The sequence below is a fragment of the Mixta sp. BE291 genome, from assembly GCF_031457955.1.
Classification (GTDB): Bacteria; Pseudomonadota; Gammaproteobacteria; order Enterobacterales; family Enterobacteriaceae; genus Mixta.
The window spans coordinates 157,398-177,024 of sequence record NZ_JAVDXN010000002.1; the positions used below are offsets into that span (position 1 = coordinate 157,398).

16 protein-coding genes are annotated in these 19,627 nt (G+C 55.5%); 3 read left to right on the forward strand and 13 right to left on the reverse strand.

Features of this window, described 5'->3' with window-relative positions; all coding sequences use genetic code 11:
- Nucleotides 1–291: 291 nt before the first annotated feature.
- Both J2X14_RS05880 and argS read left to right on the forward strand, forming a co-directional pair.
- A complete protein-coding gene (locus J2X14_RS05880; protein WP_352410298.1) occupies nt 292–414 on the forward strand; it encodes a hypothetical protein in 123 nt (40 codons plus the stop codon).
- Nucleotides 415–619: 205 nt separating this feature from the next.
- A complete protein-coding gene (argS, locus tag J2X14_RS05885) occupies nt 620–2,353 on the forward strand; it encodes an arginine--tRNA ligase (protein WP_352410613.1) in 1,734 nt (577 codons plus the stop codon).
- An 818-nt stretch (nt 2,354–3,171) separates the two neighbouring features.
- Here the strand turns inward: argS and J2X14_RS05890 are convergent.
- The 4 genes from J2X14_RS05890 to flhB form a co-directional block, all read right to left on the reverse strand.
- Nucleotides 3,172–3,915 carry a glycosyltransferase family 25 protein gene (locus J2X14_RS05890; protein WP_352410299.1) on the reverse strand — a complete coding sequence of 248 codons (744 nt, stop codon included), beginning with the start codon at nt 3,913–3,915 and terminating at the stop codon, nt 3,172–3,174.
- Between the two features lie 398 nt (nt 3,916–4,313).
- Entirely contained in the window at nt 4,314–4,709 is a 396-nt protein-coding gene (flhE, locus tag J2X14_RS05895) for a flagellar protein FlhE (protein WP_352410300.1), read from the reverse strand.
- Nucleotides 4,709–6,790 (reverse strand): flagellar biosynthesis protein FlhA, encoded by a 2,082-nt coding sequence (flhA, locus tag J2X14_RS05900; protein ID WP_352410301.1) that lies wholly within the window; start codon nt 6,788–6,790, stop codon nt 4,709–4,711. The genes flhE and flhA overlap by 1 nt, the downstream gene beginning before the upstream one ends.
- Complete coding sequence (gene flhB / locus J2X14_RS05905; RefSeq protein WP_352410302.1) at nt 6,783–7,934, reverse strand: flagellar biosynthesis protein FlhB; 1,152 nt, start codon at nt 7,932–7,934, stop codon at nt 6,783–6,785. The genes flhA and flhB overlap by 8 nt, the downstream gene beginning before the upstream one ends.
- Before the next feature lie 60 nt (nt 7,935–7,994).
- Here flhB and J2X14_RS05910 point away from each other — a divergent pair, with 60 nt between their 5' ends.
- Nucleotides 7,995–8,123, forward strand: coding sequence for a hypothetical protein (locus J2X14_RS05910; protein WP_352410303.1), 129 nt, complete (start codon nt 7,995–7,997; stop codon nt 8,121–8,123).
- Nucleotide 8,124: 1 nt separating this feature from the next.
- Here J2X14_RS05910 and cheZ read toward each other — a convergent pair whose 3' ends face one another.
- The 9 genes from cheZ to cheA form a co-directional block, all read right to left on the reverse strand.
- Complete coding sequence (cheZ, locus tag J2X14_RS05915; protein WP_352410304.1) at nt 8,125–8,769, reverse strand: protein phosphatase CheZ; 645 nt, start codon at nt 8,767–8,769, stop codon at nt 8,125–8,127.
- A 9-nt stretch (nt 8,770–8,778) separates the two neighbouring features.
- Nucleotides 8,779–9,168 carry a chemotaxis response regulator CheY gene (cheY, locus tag J2X14_RS05920; protein ID WP_104957647.1) on the reverse strand — a complete coding sequence of 130 codons (390 nt, stop codon included), beginning with the start codon at nt 9,166–9,168 and terminating at the stop codon, nt 8,779–8,781.
- Between the two features lie 40 nt (nt 9,169–9,208).
- Nucleotides 9,209–10,258, reverse strand: coding sequence for a protein-glutamate methylesterase/protein-glutamine glutaminase (locus J2X14_RS05925; protein ID WP_352410305.1), 1,050 nt, complete (start codon nt 10,256–10,258; stop codon nt 9,209–9,211).
- The gene (gene cheR, locus J2X14_RS05930) at nt 10,255–11,130 is read right to left on the reverse strand and encodes a protein-glutamate O-methyltransferase CheR (RefSeq protein ID WP_352410306.1); all 876 of its coding nucleotides are present in this window, start codon (nt 11,128–11,130) and stop codon (nt 10,255–10,257) included. The genes J2X14_RS05925 and cheR overlap by 4 nt, the downstream gene beginning before the upstream one ends.
- A gap of 270 nt (nt 11,131–11,400) precedes the next feature.
- Nucleotides 11,401–13,074 carry a methyl-accepting chemotaxis protein gene (locus tag J2X14_RS05935; protein ID WP_352410307.1) on the reverse strand — a complete coding sequence of 558 codons (1,674 nt, stop codon included), beginning with the start codon at nt 13,072–13,074 and terminating at the stop codon, nt 11,401–11,403.
- A 223-nt stretch (nt 13,075–13,297) separates the two neighbouring features.
- Nucleotides 13,298–14,965 carry a methyl-accepting chemotaxis protein gene (locus J2X14_RS05940; RefSeq protein ID WP_352410308.1) on the reverse strand — a complete coding sequence of 556 codons (1,668 nt, stop codon included), beginning with the start codon at nt 14,963–14,965 and terminating at the stop codon, nt 13,298–13,300.
- A gap of 141 nt (nt 14,966–15,106) precedes the next feature.
- A complete protein-coding gene (locus tag J2X14_RS05945) occupies nt 15,107–16,768 on the reverse strand; it encodes a methyl-accepting chemotaxis protein (RefSeq protein ID WP_352410309.1) in 1,662 nt (553 codons plus the stop codon).
- A gap of 338 nt (nt 16,769–17,106) precedes the next feature.
- Nucleotides 17,107–17,604: a chemotaxis protein CheW gene (gene cheW, locus J2X14_RS05950; RefSeq protein WP_352410310.1), complete on the reverse strand. Its 498-nt coding sequence runs from the start codon at nt 17,602–17,604 to the stop codon at nt 17,107–17,109.
- A gap of 24 nt (nt 17,605–17,628) precedes the next feature.
- Nucleotides 17,629–19,626: a chemotaxis protein CheA gene (cheA, locus tag J2X14_RS05955; protein ID WP_352410614.1), complete on the reverse strand. Its 1,998-nt coding sequence runs from the start codon at nt 19,624–19,626 to the stop codon at nt 17,629–17,631.
- Nucleotide 19,627: the final 1 nt, after the last annotated feature.

Sequence of the window (19,627 nt, forward strand, 5' to 3'; positions counted from 1 at the left end):
TCAGTTTCATTAAACATTGATTGCTTTTTAAGCAATTTTGCAAGGCCATTTATAGTTGTAAAAATAAAGCTCAGAAAATAAATTTTAGATAAGTTGACGTAATTTACCGGATTAATGTCCAGTTTAGCACGGTACAGGACCAGAAAATATTTTATAAAAACATGGTTAACCTAATGTTTTTAATTATGTTTGCCCAGGGTTTAAGGTAATTCCTAATTGGTCAGGTGCGCAATTGCGGCTACCAGGCCTTTCTTATAGATTTACCCGAACCATCACACAAGGAATGGCTTTATGTTTAAACTCATTATCATTGCAGTTCTTATCGCGCTGATGGGGTATGCTCTCTCCCGCCACTGGAAGGTGCGCAATGAAAAAACGGTAAATAACCCTTATCGGCACTCTCGACGTCGCTAACCTTTTTTCGTCAGTGGCGGAAACATCTACAGCAATGTTTCCGCCCGCTACGGCTGCTGACGCCCCTCTTCAAATAAAGTATACTTCCCCCCTTCTTTTTTCCGCGGCGCCATTGTACAGCAACCTGTCAGACTGTCAGGCGTCGTGATGATTATGCCTGCCGCTTCCCCTGCGGCGGGCAATGCAGACAGATGAAGGTAATTCGGTGAATATTCAGGCTCTCCTTTCGGAAAAAGTTAGTCAGGCGATGATCGCCGTTGGCGCACCGGCAGATTGCGAACCTATGGTTCGTCAGTCGGCCAGGGTTCAGTTTGGCGATTACCAGGCCAACGGCATGATGGCGGTCGCGAAAAAACTGGGTCAGCAGCCACGCCAGCTGGCCGAGCAGGTGGTACAGCATCTGGCCCTCGACGGTATCGCCAGTAAGGTTGAAATCGCCGGCCCGGGCTTCATTAATATTTTCCTGGCCCCTGAATGGCTGGCGCAGCAGGCGGAAGCCGCGCTGGCATCGCCGCGCCTGGGCGTTGCGCCGGTAGAGGCGCAAACCATCGTCATCGATTACTCCGCGCCAAACGTGGCGAAAGAGATGCACGTCGGCCACGTGCGCTCAACCATTATTGGCGATGCCGCAGCGCGTACGCTGACGTTTTTGGGTCATAACGTTATCCGCGCCAACCATGTCGGCGACTGGGGCACGCAGTTCGGGATGTTGATTGCCTATCTGGAAAAGCAGCAGCGTGAGCATCATGAAGCGATCGCGCTGGCCGATCTGGAAGCGTTCTACCGTGAAGCGAAAAAGACCTACGACGAAGACCAAGCCTTTGCCGAGCGCGCGCGCGGTTATGTGGTGAAGCTACAGGGCGGCGATGAATATTGCCGTACTATGTGGAAGCAGCTGGTTGACATTACCATGACGCAAAACCAGACGGTTTACGATCGTCTGAACGTGACGCTGACGCGTAACGACGTGATGGGTGAGAGCCTGTATAACGATATGCTGCCGGGCATCGTCGCCGATCTGAAAGCCAAAGGTCTGGCGGTTGAGAGCGAAGGCGCGACCGTGGTTTTCCTTGACGAGTTTAAAAACAAGGAAGGCGAGCCGATGGGCGTGATCGTCCAGAAGAAGGACGGCGGCTATCTTTATACCACCACCGATATTGCCTGCGCGAAATATCGCTATGAGCAGTTGCACGCCGATCGCGTGTTGTACTATATCGATTCACGTCAGCATCAGCATTTGATGCAGGCCTGGACCATTGTGCGTAAAGCGGGCTATGTACCGGAGTCGGTGCCGCTTGAGCACCATATGTTCGGCATGATGCTGGGCAAGGATGGCCGTCCATTCAAGACCCGCAGCGGCGGTACGATTAAGCTTTCCGATCTGCTGGATGAAGCGGTTGAGCGTGCGACCGCACTGGTTTCTGAGAAGAATCCAGAGATGGATGCCGATGAACTGCGCAAGCTGGCGAATATTGTGGGTATCGGCGCGGTGAAGTATGCCGATCTGTCGAAAAGCCGCACCACCGATTATATTTTCGACTGGGATAATATGCTGGCGTTCGAGGGCAATACGGCACCTTATATGCAGTATGCCTATACCCGCGTGCTGTCGGTGTTCCGCAAGGCGGGTATCGATGAGAATGCGCAGCTGGAAGGCGCAATTCAGCTGAGCGACGATCGCGAAGCGCAGCTGGCAGCGCGTCTGTTGCAGTTTGAAGAGACCATTACGCTGGTGGCGCGCGACGGTACGCCGCACGTGATGTGTGCTTATCTGTACGATTTGGCCGGTCTGTTCTCTGGTTTTTACGAGCACTGCCCGATTCTGTCGGCAGAGGATATCGCGGTACGTCAGAGCCGACTGAAGCTGGCGCTGCTGACAGCACGTACGCTGAAGCAGGGTCTGGATACGCTGGGTATTGAGACCGTAGAGCGGATGTAAGTCGCGGGCCGTTGACCTTTGCCGCGCGAAAGTTGAATAGCGCCGCCAGAGGTTAAATGTTAAGAAGAATCCACGCTGCGGCGTGGATTTTTTTATGCCGTCTCGGCTAAAAACGGCATAGCTTCAGAAGCTAAAAAAACGGCATGGCTTCAGGCTTTGCGACCGCCCGTGATGGACAGGCCGCTACGTAAAGACGAGCGCGTAAAACCAAATAACATGGGCGATCCGGACTCTGACGTGTGATTTTTATGCCGCCTCAGTTAAAAAGCGGCATGGCTTCAGCCTTTGCGATCGCCCGTGATGGACAGGCCGCTACGTAAAGACGCCGTAAACCCATCCCTGGGGACTCTGCCGCGTCATCCCTGACGCGGAAGCTTTACTACGCGGCCTGTCCACCCCGGCTGTAAGATCGGTATTGCGGTTAAACCCACCCTGCCACTGTTGCATAGAGCAAACCAGCCTCCGCCACCACGGGTTAAGTCATGCAATACAGAATTAGGAATGAGTATTGATGTTGCAGGTCAACCAGCCTCTGCCACCACGGGTTAAGTCATGTAATACAGAATTAGGAATGAGTATTGATGTTGCAGGTCAACCAGCCTCTGCCACCACGAGTTAAGTCATGCCATACAGTGTTCGGGGAGTAGGCGGGGCTGTACGATGAGGCGGGCCTCCCACGCTATGGACGGCGTGGGCGGAGGCCCCAGGGACGGGTTTATGCCGTCCCGCCGAACGTACAGCCCCGCCTGCGACCGGCACAAATCCGGTTTTAAGTTTCAAGTTTCAAGTTTCAAGTTTCAAGTTTCAAGTTTCAAGTTTCAGTTCTTAGCCAACCCGGTTTTATTTAACAGCACATCCTTAATCCTGCGCGCCTGATAAAAACGCATCGTTCGCTTAAATCTATTTATATAGGCGGAGCGGGCGGCAAACTGTTGCTTTCTGCCGTTTTCCAGAACAGACGTTTCCCGATTAACATCTGAAGTAGTAATAACGGCCCGCTTACTGCACCATACGCGCAAACGCCCATTATTCCTAAAAAACATCCAGCGGTCAGCCTCAAAAATAACCGGCCTGTTTTGTTTAAGGATTTCCTGCGCGGCGGCCTGATTAATTACATAACCATAACCACCGCTGCCATAAGCCAGCCGATAATATTCATTACCATGACAATCCACACTTTTAATATTACAGTTATAAATGTTATCCCCGGTAAGCAGAAACACCTCAGGTCTGGTCGCGCTAATTAATTTTTTAATACCTGCTAAATGACTGGCCAGATTGGCGCCCGGCACGGAATCATCCTCCAGCACCAACGCATACGGCACATCCTCCGCTACCATTCTGGCATAAATGGTTAAATGACTCAGCGCGCAGCCTATCTCGCCGTTGGTCAAGGCACAGCGCGGATAATCATGCGTAACCAGCGTTAACATCTCTGTTGACAATGTCCGCCCATCCACGGCATGAATTAACTCATACTTTAATTTATTAATGACGCATTGCTTAACTATCTTTTCACGTCGCTCATGATCTTTTTCTAAATTAATAACAAACGTTTTCACATCAAGGGACCTCGCAATAATTCTGAGGGAATTAACCAACAGGTTATTCACCTCAGGTAATACAAACCCGAAAATAGAATGAAGTTGTTATCGCAGGATAATATAAGCAAGCCGTTAAAAAAACCCGTAACGCTCCCGTGCCATGCAATCAGAGCACAAGCATTAAAAGGCCTTTTATTAATTAACAAAAAAGAAAAGCGTTAACGCCAAACAATTCATTTTCATTAAGCAAATAACGCCCGATCAGAAATAAGCGCACAGATTATTTAAAAAAAGAACACAGCGAGAAAACATAAGGCGGGAAATAAAACAAAGCTCCCACGCCAGAAACGTGGGAGGCGACAGCGCAAGCTGAGAAGCGATCTTAACCGGGAAGCGGTGCTAACCATCCGCACAGATTACTGATAATTCACCATCACCTGATTACTGCGCACCCGCGTAACAGGAAACAGCCTTCCCTGCCCCGGCACGCTATACACAAAGCGCAGCGTATCGCTGGCGGGCACATTAGTCAGGCCGCGCGTCGAGCCGCTGGCGCCTTCAATCGGCGTACAACGGCTGCTGGAACAGAGCTTCACCGTCAGCCCCGCTGGCTGCGGGCCGGTCAGCTCAAAACGCCAGTAAATCACGCTCATCAGGCCGGAAATCGGCCCCGGCGGCGCAATCGGCGGCGATGAGGCTTCCACGCCGCGATTGCTCAGCGTCGCACCCGTGCCGCTTCCTTGCCAGGCACCCTGCGCCGCCTGCGTTGCCAACGGCAACAGCAGCGCCAGCGTACAGAACAAAAATCGCATTATTGACCTCCAATCGTGGCCGTCATACGGATATGACGATTATCGCTCAGCTCCATATTGGAGAGCACCGCCAGCTGCGGCAGATTACGGCGCAGGAAACGCGCCAGCAGCGCACGCAGCGGATGATTAACCAACAGCACCGGCGGCGCGCCCAGCATCTCCTGATTTTGCAGCGCATGCTGCGTCTGTTCCAACAGACGATCCGCCAGACCCGGCTCCAGCCCGCCGCCGCCCTGCAATGCCTGCAGCAGCAAACGTTCCAGCGTCGCATCAAGGCCGATAACCTGCACCTCGCCGTTGCCCGGGAACCACTGCTGGGTAATCGCACGACCCAGCGCCACACGTACCACCGTCGTCAGCTCATACGGATCGTTCTGCACCGCCGCATGTTCTGCCAGCGTTTCAATAATGGTGCGCATATCGCGAATCGACACGCGCTCGGACAGCAGATTTTGCAGCACCTTATGCAGCGTCGTCAGCGACACCACGCCCGGCACCAAATCTTCAGTCAGCTTCGGCATCTCCTGGCTCACGCGATCCAGCAGCTGCTGCGCTTCCTGACGACCAAACAGCTCGCTGGCGTATTGACCAATCAGATGATTAAGGTGCGTCGCCACCACGGTACTGGCTTCCACCACGGTAAAGCCCTGAATCTGCGCCTGCTCTTTCAGCGCGCTGTCGATCCAAATCGCCGCCAGACCAAAGGCCGGATCGACCGTGGCTTCACCCGGCAGCGTACCGGACGCCGTACCAGGGTTGATCGCCATCCAGCGTCCAGGCCATGCGTCGCCGCTGCCGATCTCCACGCCTTTCATCAAAATACGATAGCGGGCGGCAGGCAGATCCATATTGTCGCGAATATGCACCACCGGCGGCAGAAAGCCCATCTCCTGCGCGAACTTCTTACGAATACTGCGGATACGTCCCAGCAGCTCGCCATCCTGCTGTTGATCCACCATCGGGATCAGGCGATAGCCCACTTCCATCCCCAGTGAATCTTCCAGCTGCACATCGCCCCATGTCGCTTCAACCGTTGCCGCCGTCTCCTGCGCACGCGGCAGTGATTGCGTGACCGGCTTCGGCTTCATCTCGCGGCCACGTTGCCACCAGGCCAGGCCTAACAGACCGGCGGTAAACAGCAGAAACACCAGGTTCGGCATGCCCGGCACCAGCCCTAACAGACCTAACACGCCTGCACTCAGCATCATCACGCGTGGGTTGTTAAACAGCTGGGTCACCATCTGCTCGCCCACATCCTGATCGGTGCTGACGCGCGTCACGATGACACCGGCGGCGGTTGAGATCACCAGCGCCGGGATCTGTGCCACCAGGCCGTCACCGATGGTCAGCAGCGTATAGGTTTCACCCGCTGAACCCAGCGACATCCCGTGCTGCAACACGCCCACCAGCAGGCCGCCCACCACGTTGATAATCATGATCATGATGCCCGCGATGGCGTCACCGCGAACAAACTTACTGGCACCGTCCATTGAGCCGTAGAAGTCCGCTTCCTGCGTCACTTCGGAACGACGCTTTTTCGCCTCCTCTTCACCAATCAGCCCGGCGTTTAAGTCGGCATCGATCGCCATCTGCTTGCCGGGCATCCCGTCGAGCACAAAACGCGCGCCTACTTCGGCGATACGTCCGGCACCCTTGGTGATGACCATAAAGTTAATGATGATCAGAATGATAAATACCACGATACCGATGGCGAAGTTGCCGCCGACCAGGAAGTGGCCGAACGCTTCCACCACCTGACCTGCCGCCGCCGCGCCGGTGTGCCCTTCCATCAGGATCACACGCGTCGAGGCGACGTTCAGCGCCAGACGCAACAGCGTAGAAAACAGCAGAATGGTCGGGAACGCAGCGAATTCCAGCGTGCGCTGGGTGAACATCGCCACCAGCAGCACCATGATCGACAGCGCAATGTTAAAGGTAAAAAACAGATCGAGGATAAAGGGCGGCAGCGGCAGCACCATCATCGACAGGATCATCAGAATCAGCAGCGGGCCAGCCAGCACCTTCCACTGCGTATCTTTCATGTTACCCGGTAAGCGAAGCAACTCGGCCAGATTAGCCATCAGTTTTCGTCTCTCCTGCAAAGTCCAGTTCAGCCGGTACCGGCAAACGTTGAGGTTTCTGCGGTATCAGGCCGCCTTCGCGCTTCCAGCGACGCAATTGCCATACCCAGGCCAGCACTTCCGCCACCGCGCCATACAGCGCGCCCGGAATGTGCTGCCCTATTTCACTGTGACGATAAAGGGCGCGCGCCAGCGGCGGCGCTTCCAGAATCGGCACGCGATGTTCTTTTGCCAGCTCACGAATCTTCAGCGCTACGTCGCCTGCGCCCTTCGCCAGCACTTTTGGCGCGCTCATTTTCTTATCGTCATACTGTAATGCGACAGAATAGTGCGTCGGGTTGGTAACGATAACGTCCGCTTTCGGCACGTCAGCCATCATGCGGCGGCGTGCGGCGGCGCGCATCGCCTGACGGATGCGTCCTTTAACATGCGGATCGCCCTCCATCTCTTTATATTCATCGCGGATTTCCTGGTTGGTCATGCGCAGCTGCTTGAAGTAGCTGAACAACTGCCAGAACACATCGAAGCCCACCATCGGCACCAGGCCCAGCACCACCAGAAAACAGCAGACGGCGATCATATGCATGCCGTGCGCCAGCGCATCAAACGGTGATTCGCTAATCAGGTGCAGCATCTCCGGCCAGCTTGTCCAGACATACCAACCCGCGACCGAACTCACCAGCGCCGCTTTCATTATCGCTTTTAACAGCTCGGCCCAGGTTTGCGCGGAAACCATGCGCTTCAGGCCGCTCAGCGGGTTCAGCTTACTAAACTTGAAAGAAATTGATTTGCCGCTCAGGACGACGCCGCCCAGCAGCATCGGCGCGGCGATCGCCACCAGCACCAGGCCCGCCATCATCGGCACCAGCGCCCATACCGCCTGCCCCAGCAGCCGACTGACGTGGCGTACAATCTGACCGGGATCGTTAATCAAACGATGATCGAAACTAAAACCTGAGGCGACCATTTCCGCCAGCTGGCGCGCCATCGGCTCGCCGCCCATCCACAAAATCAGCAACCCCGCCACCAGCATCAGCAGAGAAGTCAGTTCACGCGATCGCGGTATCTGCCCTTCTTTACGCGCTTTCTCAAGTCGGTGGGGTGTGGGGGATTCTGTTTTTTCCTCGTCGCTACCTTCAGCCACGTTGATCAACCTGTATCGGAATGGGGATTGCGCATAGCTTGCCAAACAAAGGCAAAGTTAATGGGTGGAGTAACAGGGTTAAACAGGGGTTATTTCAGGGAATGGAAAAAGCAGACCGACGATCGGGTTATCGTCGGCCTGTTGATCATTAAGACGCTGCCGCTCCGGTTACCGGGCGGCAGCATTTAACTTAGAAGCCCAGACTATCGAGCAGGTCGTCGACCTGATCCTGGTTCGCTACCACGCCAGGCGCGGCGGCATTGATCTGCGGGCCGTTCAGCAGGCTATTCTCTTCCCGCTTCTGACGCGCATTCGCTTCCGGCATATTCTCCAGCAGCACCATCAACAGCTGGCGCTCAATTTCCTGGATCACATCCATCATACGCTTGATAACCTGACCGGTCAGGTCCTGGAAATCCTGCGCCATCATGATGTCGAGCAGCTGTGAATTGGTAAAGGACGTGTGTTCCGGCACGGTGGCCAGATATTCGCGCGTATCCGAAACCAGTTCACGAGCATCCGCCAGCTCGATGGGGTCCTCAAACCAGGCATCCCAGCGTGTCTTAAGATCTTTGGCGCCGCTTTCCAACGCATCCTGGCGCGGCTGTGATGCTTCTACGCAGTTCAGCGCACGCTCGGCAGCCTGAGCCGTCATCTGAACGACATAATCAAGGCGGTCACGGGCGTCAGGAATCGCTTCCGCCGCTTCCGCGATCGCCTGATCCAGCCCCAGCTCACGCAGGCTGTCGCGCAGCATACGCGTTAACGAGCCAACGCGCGCAATGATGTCCTGCGCCGACGCCGCGTCGGTCGCTGGTTTCGTAAGTTCGCTCATCACGTCTCCTTACATACCTAATTTTTCGAAGATCTTACCTAACTTCTCTTCCAGAGTGGCCGCAGTAAAAGGTTTCACTACATAGCCGCTGGCACCCGCCTGTGCCGCAGCGATGATGTTCTCTTTCTTCGCTTCCGCGGTCACCATCAATACCGGCAGCTTGCCCAGCGTGGCATCAGCACGGATGGTTTGCAGCAGCTGCAGGCCATCCATGTTCGGCATGTTCCAGTCGGAAATGACGAAATCGAAACCGCCCGCGCGCAGCTTGGTCAGTGCGTCTGCCCCATCTTCGGCTTCTTCAACGTTGTTGAAGCCCAGCTCTTTCAGCAGGTTGCGCACAATACGACGCATCGTATTGAAATCGTCTACCACCAAAAAACGCATATTCTTGTCAGCCATACCTACTCCTGTGTTATCTCGACCCGCTGGACGGGCTCGGTTAAATTCGCAATGCCTGTCCGGCGCTAATTTTCGCCAACATGTGCTGGCTGATTTGGTGCAGATCCACCACTTCACTGGCTCCCCCGTAAGCAATCGCTTCACGGGGCATGCCGAAAACCACACAACTTGCTTCGTTCTGCGCGATGGTCCAGGCGCCAGCGCGATGCATTTCTAACAGCCCCGCTGCGCCATCGTTGCCCATACCGGTCAGAATCACGCCAACGGCGTTACGTCCGGCATGTTGCGCCACCGATTTAAACAGCACATCCACAGAGGGCTTATGGCGGTTAACCGGCGGACCATCGTTCAGCTTCACCTGATAGTTGGCGCCGCTGCGCACCAGCTCCAGGTGCATCGCACCGGGCGCGATATAGGCGTGCCCCGGCAGAATACGTTCGCCATCTTCCGCTTCTTTCACGGTGATCTGGCAAAGCTTGTTCAAACGCTCGGCAAACGAGCGGGTAAAACCTGGCGGCATATGCTGCGTGATCAGCAGCGCCGGGCTGGTCATCGGCAACGGCTGTAGCACATGGCGAATCGCTTCGGTGCCGCCGGTCGATGCGCCAATGGCGATCAGCTTTTCACTACTCAGCAGCGGGCCAGCCTTCAGCATCGCCGGTGCCGCCTGTGCAACGCGCGGCACCAGTCGGGCGCGCGCTGCGGCACGGATCTTGTCGGCAATCATCTGGCTGTAGGCCATCATGCCTTCGCGAATACCCAGCTGCGGCTTGGTCACGAAATCAATCGCGCCCAGCTCCAGCGCCCGCAGGGTCACTTCCGAGCCTTTCGCCGTCAGTGATGACACCATCACCACCGGCATCGGGCGCAAACGCATCAGCTTCTCCAGGAAATCGAGGCCGTCCATACGAGGCATCTCAACATCCAGCGTCAGCACCTGCGGGTTGTATTGCTTAATTAAATCGCGCGCCACCAACGGATCGGGCGCCGTCGCTACCATTTCCATATCGGGATGACTGTTGATGATCTCCGTCATCAGTTGTCGCATCAGCGCTGAATCATCAACGCACATTACGGTGATTTTGCTCATGATCTTTCCTTAGTCAGCCCGTAAACCGTTTGTCCGCGCAGATAGAACTCTTTACTGATCTGGCTAAAGTTTTCCGAGTGGCCCGCAAACAGCAGGCCGCCGGGCTTCAGCAGTGGCACAAAGCGGCGCAGGATCTTTTCCTGCGTTTCTTTGTCGAAATAGATCATTACGTTGCGGCAAAAAATCGCATCAAACGGTCCGGGCAGCGACCACTCGTTCGCCAGCAGGTTAAGCTGGGTAAAATCCACCATGCCAGCCAGTTCAGAACGTACGCGCACCATGCCGGAGTGCGGGCCGGTGCCACGTAAAAAGAAACGCTGCATCTGCTGTTGCGAGAGCGTACGCAGCTCTTCCTGGCGATAGATACCCGACGAGGCCTTTTCCAGCACCTGGGTATCAATATCGCTGGCGTGAACCGAGAACTTCCCCGGCCCGGCGCCCAGCGTTTCCGCCAGCGTCATGGCGATCGAGTACGGCTCTTCGCCGGTAGAGGCCGCCGTGCTCCAGACGTTGTAACTTCCGCCACGCCGTTTGGCATGATCGGCCAGAATCGGGAAGTGGTGCGCCTCACGGAAAAACGCCGTCAGGTTGGTGGTCAGCGCATTGATAAATGCCTGCCACTCGGCGCTGTTCTGATCGTTTTCCAGCAGCGCAAGATAACGTCCGAAGTCATCAATGTTTAACGTGCGCAAACGACGCACCAGCCGGTTGTAAACCATCTCGCGCTTATGATCGGCAAGAACAATACCGGCGCGTTGATAAATTAACTGGCTGATACGACGAAAATGCGTATCAGAGAGAGGCAAGCGCTGAACCATCTGGGATAACAGCGTTGCGTTCTCGGGTGCTGCCAGTAATGTCGATTTCTTCATCCAGGTTCACCCAACAAAAAGCAGATTAAAGGTTAAAGGGCGCCGCTTCCCGGCGAGGGCGTTACGCTCGCTCGCCTGGACGCGCCTGTCTGGCAATCAGTCGCGCAAACCGCGCCGCTGTTGCTCAGTCGAATGCGCCGGGCTACAGGCGCATTCGTGGCCGTTGCCGCTTCCTCTCTCAGCGCGGCATTCTGCTGTGTGACCCAATCTGGCTGGCGAACAACCGCGTACATTCTGTCAACACATTACTTACTGCCACTGCACGCGCGATTAGAAGGTTTCCCAGTTCTCATCCGATGCAACGGTTTTGCGACCTGCCGCGGCTGGCGTCACGCTTTGCGGCTTTTTCGCTGCCGTACTAACGTTAACGGCGGCGGCGGCAAATTCTTTACGAATTCTGAACACTGCAACGGCCTGGCTGAGACGGCTGGCCTGCTGTTCCAGCGTGGCGGCCGCCGTGGCGGACTCCTGCACCAGCGAGGCGTTCTGCTGCGTCACGCGATCCATCTCGGTAACCGCCAGGCCAACCTGGTCGATACCACGGCTCTGCTCGTCTGACGCCGAGGCGATTTCGCCCATGATGTCGGTGACGCGCGTAACTGCGCTGACGATGTCGCTCATGGTTTCACCCGCGCTTTCCACCAGCACAGAACCGGTATCGACACGGGTGACGGAATCTTCAATCAGCGATTTGATCTCTTTCGCTGCCTGCGCGCTGCGCTGCGCCAGATTACGCACTTCGCCCGCAACCACCGCAAAGCCACGGCCCTGCTCACCGGCGCGTGCCGCTTCCACCGCGGCGTTCAGCGCCAGAATGTTGGTCTGGAAGGCGATGCCGTCGATCACGCTGGTGATATCAGCAATTTTCTTCGAGCTGCCAGCGATTTCGTTCATGGTTTTCACCACGCCATCCACCACCTTGCCGCCCTTCTGTGCGGTTTCCGACGCGCTCAGCGCCAGCTGCGACGCCTGACGGGCGTTCTCCGCGTTCTGTTTCACCGTAGCGGTCAGCTCTTCCATGCTGGCAGCGGTCTGCTCCAGCGAGGCGGCCTGCTGTTCGGTACGGGAAGAGAGATCGTTGCTACCGGCGGTGATTTCGCTGGCGCCGGTGTAGATGGCGTCAGAACCGTCACGCACGTCGCTGACAGTGCGCACCAGCTCCTGCTGCATATGCTTCAGGCTGGCGGCCAGCTCGCTCATTTCGTTGCGCCCTTCCACTTCGATCGGCTGCGTCAGATCGCCTGCGGCAATATGACGGATTTGCTCCACGGTGGATTTCAGCGGACGCAGCAGAATTTGATGCATACCGGTCCAGACCAGCGCCACAACGGCGGCCAGAATCGCCAGCACAACGCCAATAATCCACAGCGCGCGCTGATAAGCGCTCTCATTCTGTTCGGCACCGGCGGTCATTAAGCCGAGGGTGGTTTGCGCCCAGGTGGTATAAGCGCTTTCAAAATCGTTCTGATAGCCCTGTGTCGGCTGGTCAACAAAACCTTTCAGGTTGCCTGCGCCCAGCATCTGCACCAGTTCGAGCAGCGCGTCGTGCAGCACCTTATATTTTTCGTCTACCGCCACCAGGTAAGGCATGTTTTTGACATCATCAGGCAGTTCCTGCTGATAGGCATTAAAGCTTTTATCCGCCGTTTCTACCTGCTCCTGAGCCAGCGCGACCAGTTCGGCGACGGTACTGCCGCTGCCGGAATTGTTGGCGTCGAGCATGTAGCGAATACCTGCGCGGTTAAGGGTGTTACGCGCCTGAATCAGCGCCACCCAGGCGGCGTTGAGATTAACCTGCTCACGCTGGATCTGCTGCGTCAGCACAAAATTTTGTCGATCCCCTTTTAGGGCGTTAAAGAACAGCCCGCTTGAGGCAAGCTGAAGTACAGCAAATATTGCCAGCACCATGACCAGTGCCGTCACAACTTTAATATGTTTAAACATGGTGAACCTTAAAGCGTGGTTGAGTGATGAGATTTATCGGCACACTTAACGGGATCTTTATCCTTATCTGAAATTAACCGTGGCTGACGGGTGCGTAACAACGGGAGATTAAACAGAAAGGGCAAGGTGTAGCTGTGGGCGGCCGTTAGCCACAGAAAAAGGACGCCGTCTTATGACGGCATCCTTCAGGCCAATCGCTTATCAGATGCAGGGGATAGCGAGATTAAAAGGTTTCCCAATTGCTGTCGCCTGCGGCAGGCGCAGCAGCCAGCTTGGTGGATACCGGCTTGCTCAGTACCGGCGTTTTCAGCGCGGTCGGACGGCTTGCCTGGTCCTGACGCACTTTAAATACCGATACCGCATGGCTCAGGCGGCTGGCCTGTTCTTCCAGCGCGGCGGCCGCAGAAGCGGACTCTTCCACCAGCGAGGCGTTCTGCTGCGTTACGCGATCCATCTCGGTGACCGCCAGGCCAACCTGGTCGATACCACGGCTCTGCTCGTCTGACGCCGAAGCGATTTCGCCCATGATGTCGGTGACGCGCGTAACTGCGCTGACGATGTCGCTCATGGTTTCACCGGCGGTGCCAACCAACGCGGAGCCGGTATCAACACGGGCAACCGAATCTTCGATCAGCGATTTGATCTCTTTCGCTGCCTGCGCGCTGCGCTGCGCCAGATTACGCACTTCGCCCGCGACCACCGCAAAGCCACGGCCCTGCTCACCGGCGCGTGCCGCTTCTACTGCGGCGTTCAGCGCCAGAATGTTGGTCTGGAAGGCGATGCCGTCGATCACGCTGGTGATATCAGCAATTTTCTTCGAGCTGCCAGCGATTTCGCTCATGGTTTTCACCACGCCATCCACCACCTTGCCGCCCTTCTGTGCGGTTTCCGACGCGCTCAGCGCCAGCTGCGACGCCTGACGGGCGTTCTCCGCGTTCTGTTTCACCGTAGCGGTCAGCTCTTCCATGCTGGCAGCGGTCTGCTCCAGCGAGGCGGCCTGCTGTTCGGTACGGGATGAGAGATCGTTGCTACCGGCGGTGATTTCGCTGGCGCCGGTGTAGATGGCGTCAGAACCGTCACGCACGTCGCTGACGGTGCGCACCAGCTCCTGCTGCATATTCTTCAGGCTGGAAGCCAGCAGGCTCATTTCGTTGCGCCCTTCCACTTCAATCGGCTGTGTCAGATCGCCTGCGGCAATGGCCTGAATGTGCTGCATGATTTTTTGCAGCGGCAGCAACAGGATGCTCTGCAGACCGAACCAACACATAACGATCACCGCAACCACCAACACCATAATGGTACCGAGGATCCACAGCATGGTGGTAAAGGCGCTTTCGTTTTCGGCAACGCCTTTCTCTGACAGCACTGCCTGCGCGCTACGCCATTCGGTATAGACGGCCTGCGCCTCATCCTGCTTCTGTTCAATATTCTGTTTAAACATTTCGGTCAGCTGCTTTGCTGCCAGCTGATCGGTCATATCAGCAAGCGACTTCGCCAGCGTCGTGTATTTCTCTTCCATGCGCTGTGAAAGGTTGCTATCCAGGCCCGGCGTATTAGGCATCGCTTTATAGATGCTATAATGCTTTTCCGCTTCCGCCAGCTGCTTCCGGCTCTGCTGCACCAGCGCATCCACGCCGCCGCCGTTGATTTCACTGGCCATAGAACTTTGCAGACGCAGCATGCCACGGTTAAGCGTGATACGCGTTTGGTTTAGCCCGATCCAGGCGTCGGTTAACGCCGCGACGTTCTGGCTGGCAGTTTGTGAGACTGAAAAATTCGTTTTATCTTTATTTAGCGCATGGAAAAACAGCCCGCCCGACAGCAGCTGCATTGCGCCAAACATGACCAGAACCACGATCAGGCTGGTCACTACTTTAATTCGCTTTAACATGTTTACCCCTGGTATTGAGAAAAGGACTGCCACTCTTTTATCGGCACAGCAGGAGTAAGATTTATTTACTGAAGTAAAAAAAGCGTGTGGAAGCAAAAAATGATGCCGTCGAATGACGGCATCGGCAGAAAAGTGCAACGGTTAAAAGGTTACCCAGTCATCCTCCGCGGATGGCTGTTTGTTTTCCAACCGGGCGTGAGTTTGCGGCAGCATCAGCGTACGTGCCTGCGTGTCGTTTTGCTGGTTTACGCTGTCCGGTAGCGTAAACACGGCCACCGCCCGATCCAGAACGCTAGCCTGTTCTTCCAGCGCGGCGGCAGCGGCGGCAGAGGCTTCCACCAGCGTGGCGTTCTGCTGGGTCACGCTGTCCATCTCGTTAACCGCTACGCTAACCTGTTCAATCCCACGGCTCTGTTCATCGGAGGCGGCGGCGATTTCCGCCATAATATCGGTAACGCGTTTTACCGCGCCGACAATGTCACTCATGGTCTCGCCCGCGCTGCCCACCAGCACGGAGCCGGTATCTACACAGTTCACAGAGGCGTTAATCAGCTCTTTGATCTCTTTCGCCGCCTGCGCGCTCCGGCTGGCCAGGCTGCGTACTTCGCCCGCAACCACCGCAAAGCCGCGTCCCTGCTCACCGGCGCGCGCCGCTTCCACCGCCGCATTCAACGCGAGGATATTGGTCTGGAAGGCGATGCTGTCGATAACGCTAATGATGTCGGCAATTTTTTTCGAGCTGTGCGAAATTTCATCCATGGTCGTCACCACGTTATCCACGACCTTGCCGCCACGCAGCGCAGTTTCAGAGGCACTCAGGGCCAGCTGTGAGGCCTGACGGGCGTTATCGGCGTTCTGTTTCACCGTGGCGGTCAACTCTTCCATGCTGGCGGCCGTTTCTTCCAGCGATGCCGCCTGCTGCTCCGTGCGGGAGGCCAAATCGCCGCTGTCGTGAGAAATGGTGATGGCGCTGTTATAAATATTCTTCACTCCGCCGCGCACGTCGCTGACGGTTTGCGTCAGCGATTGCTGCATTTCTTTCAGGCTGTGCGCCAGCTGTGCCATTTCGTTATGGCCTTCAACCAGAATATTTTCCGTGAGGTTGCCGCAGGTAATATGTTGGATATGCTTGATTGACGCCTTCAGCGGCTTCAGCAGGATACGTTGCAACATGACCCACATTAAGCCGGTACTGATAACCACCAGCAGCGACATAAATATTGAAAGCGCGATGGAATAGATATGGTCTCGATCGTTAGTCTCGCCGATCTCATTAACCAGCTTCTGCTTTTTCGCCAGCCAGTTATCATAGGCCTGAATAAAGTTACTTTGGTGCTGCTCAATCGGTTGTGCCAGATAGCCGGTCAGATTACCTTTGCTGAGTAACGTTTTCAGTTCACTCAGCGCCCCATGCATGCTGCGGTAGGCTGAGATAACCTCGTCATGATCCTGCTCGGAAGAGAGCAACAGCGACTGCTGGAACCTGTTAAACTCCACTTCTGCTTCCGCCAGATAACCTTCCGCCAGTCTCCAGATTTCTTTAGCGAAAGCAGCATGGTTTTTATTCTTTTCCCCCAGCGTGGAATAAAGTGCATAGCGGCTAAACGCGGTGCGTGCTTTTATCAGCTCAGAGCCAAGATCGGATAAATGCGTTTGCTGAGTGCGAATGGCGTGATCGACTTTAATATTATGCTGATTTCGTTGTAGAGAGTAATAAAACAAGCCGTTAGTTGTTAACTGCATTAGGCTAAATAAGGCTAATACGGCATATAGCAACGTGACAATCTTTATATTTTTAAACATATAGTTCCCTTATGTCGAACATACAAGTAACAGTCCGCGCAGTGAATGTTCTGTCCTTTTATCGCCAGGGTTTACGCCTCCCCCTGCCGTAGCGGCCCTGCCGGAACCCGCTCTATCAGGCTTTACTTTTGCCCGATGTGTCATTTCCTTTTTAGTTATTTATTAATAACAGAAATGTCTGAAACATATTTATTTCACACGACAATAACACGCAGCAGAAATAAATAAGAAGCTTCGCAAAAGATGTAAAAAAGGGCGCCATTATGGCGCCCTTTTTTTATTATGTCACCCCGTAATCATTTCACGGATTTATCATCCAACGGGATGCGCAGTCTGTTTTATGCGCTACGTAACGTATCCATTAACGCCATTTCGTCGCTGCTCAACAGCTTCTCAATATCAACCAGGATAAGCATACGCTCACCCAGCGCACCAAGTCCTGTCAGGTATTCGGTCGACATGGTTACCGCGAACTCTGGCGAAGGACGGATCTGATCGGTGGTCAGCGACAGCACATCAGACACGCCATCAACCACGATGCCCACCACGCGATGCTCGAGATTAAGCACGATTACTACGGTGTTATCGTTGTATTGTACGCCCGGCTGCGCGAACTTCACGCGCAGGTCGATAATCGGCACAATCACGCCGCGCAGGTTGGTCACCCCTTTGATAAACGCCGGGGTATTGGCGATGCGGGTTACCTGATCGTAACCACGGATCTCCTGCACTTTCAGAATATCGATGCCGTATTCTTCGTCACCGAGCGTAAAAACCAGAAACTCTTGTCCGACGGTCTCGCCGGCCAGTTTCGTTACATTTGCCATTCCAGTCATAGGTTTGCCCCTAATTGGTTACGATTACGCGGCGCCGGAAACGCGCTTTTCACGGTTCAAAGATTGCAGTGCAGAGACATCAACGATCAACGCGACGCTGCCATCGCCAAGAATAGTGGCGGCGGAGATGCCCGGCACTTTGCGATAGTTGCTTTCAAGGTTTTTCACCACCACCTGATGTTGGCCAATCAGCTGATCAACCAGCAAGGCGTAGCGTTTGCCCGCGCTCTGCAATATCACCACAATGCCCTGAGTCGCCTCGGTTTTCGCGTCCTGCACATCGAAAACGTTCCACAGCTCAACCAGCGGCAGGTATTCACCACGCACTTCAAGCACGCATTCGCCACCTGCCAGCGGTTTCAAATCTTCAGCGCGTGGCTGAAGCGATTCCATGACCGCGTTCAGCGGCAGGATAAAGACTTCATCCGCTACGCGTACTGACATGCCATCAAGGATCGCCAGCGTCAACGGCAGCAGGATACGGATCGTCGTGCCCTTGCCCTGCTTCGATGCGATCTCAACGTGGCCGCCCATTTCCTGGATGTTTCGTTTCACCACATCCATGCCGACGCCACGGCCCGACACATCGGTAACCTGTTCGGCGGTGGAGAAGCCAGGTGCAAAAATCAGCATGCCCACTTCTTCATCACTCATGGTGTCGCTGACCGGCAGACCAGAAGAGAGCGCCTTGGCCAGAATACGCTCGCGGTTCAGGCCCGCGCCGTCATCGACCACTTCGATGCAGATATTGCCGCCCTGATGTTCCGCTGACAGCGTCAGGTTGCCCACCGCGCTTTTGCCGTTGGCGACGCGCTTCTCCGGTGATTCAATGCCGTGATCCAGGCTGTTACGCACCAGGTGCGTTAACGGATCGATGATGCGTTCGATCAGGCTCTTATCCAGCTCGGTCGAGCTACCCAGCAGCGTCAGCTCAACTTCTTTGCCCAGCTTGCTGGCAAGATCGCGCACCAGGCGCGGGAAGCGGCTGAAGACATACTCCATCGGCATCATACGAATTGACATCACCGATTCCTGCAGGTCGCGCGCGTTACGCTCCAGCTGGCCCATGCTGTTCAGCAGATCGCCATGCGCAACCGGATCAAGCGCGCCGGAGCGCTGCGCCAGCATCGACTGGGTAATCACCAGCTCGCCGACCAGGTTGATCAGCTGATCGACCTTCTCTACCGCGACGCGAATACTGCTCGACTCGCTGACTTTTGCCGGTGCCGCCTTTTTGCTTTCGCGTTTTGCCGCCGGTGCCAGCTCGGTAACCGTTGCGGGCGGCGCGGTAATTTCCGCTTCAGCCATGGTGGTCGGCGCAGCAGGTGCGGGCGCCGCGGCCGCCGGGGCGGAGGAGCCATCCAGGAAACTGATCTGCGATTCTTCAATCACAAAGCAGAGTACCGCGACCAAATCATCTTTATCGATGGTGGTGTCGAGCGAGGCTTCCAGGCTGGTTTCACCTTTTTGCACATCGCTAACGGTACCGAGGTTGCCCAGCTCTTCCAGCAGCAGCGCCACTTCGCTCGGCTTCAGTGAGCTCAGCTTCAGGCGCAGGCCGGATGCTGCCGCAGCAACGGGTGCAGCGGCAACCGGTGCAGCTGCAGGTTTAATCGCCGGTGCGATGGTTTCACCTTTCGCTTCCAGCGCCAGCTGGCGCAGCGCTTCACAAATATATTTAAAGCTTTCGGCGTCAGGCTCCTGACCCGCCTTATAGGCATCCAGCTGTTCCTGCATAATATCTTTAGTTTCCAAAAACAGGTTGATGATGTCAGTGCTGAGCTGCATTTCGCCCCGGCGCGCACCGTCCAGAATGTTCTCCAGAATATGCGTGGTTTCCTGCAAAACCACGAAGCCAAAGGTGCCGGCCCCGCCTTTGATCGAATGGGCCGCACGGAAAATGGCGTTAAGCTGTTCCGAATCTGGCTCCTGCGGGTCTAACCCCAGCAGGTGTTGCTCCATGTCCGCCAACAGCTCGTCAGCTTCATCGAAGAACGTCTGATAAAAATCGCTGATATCCATG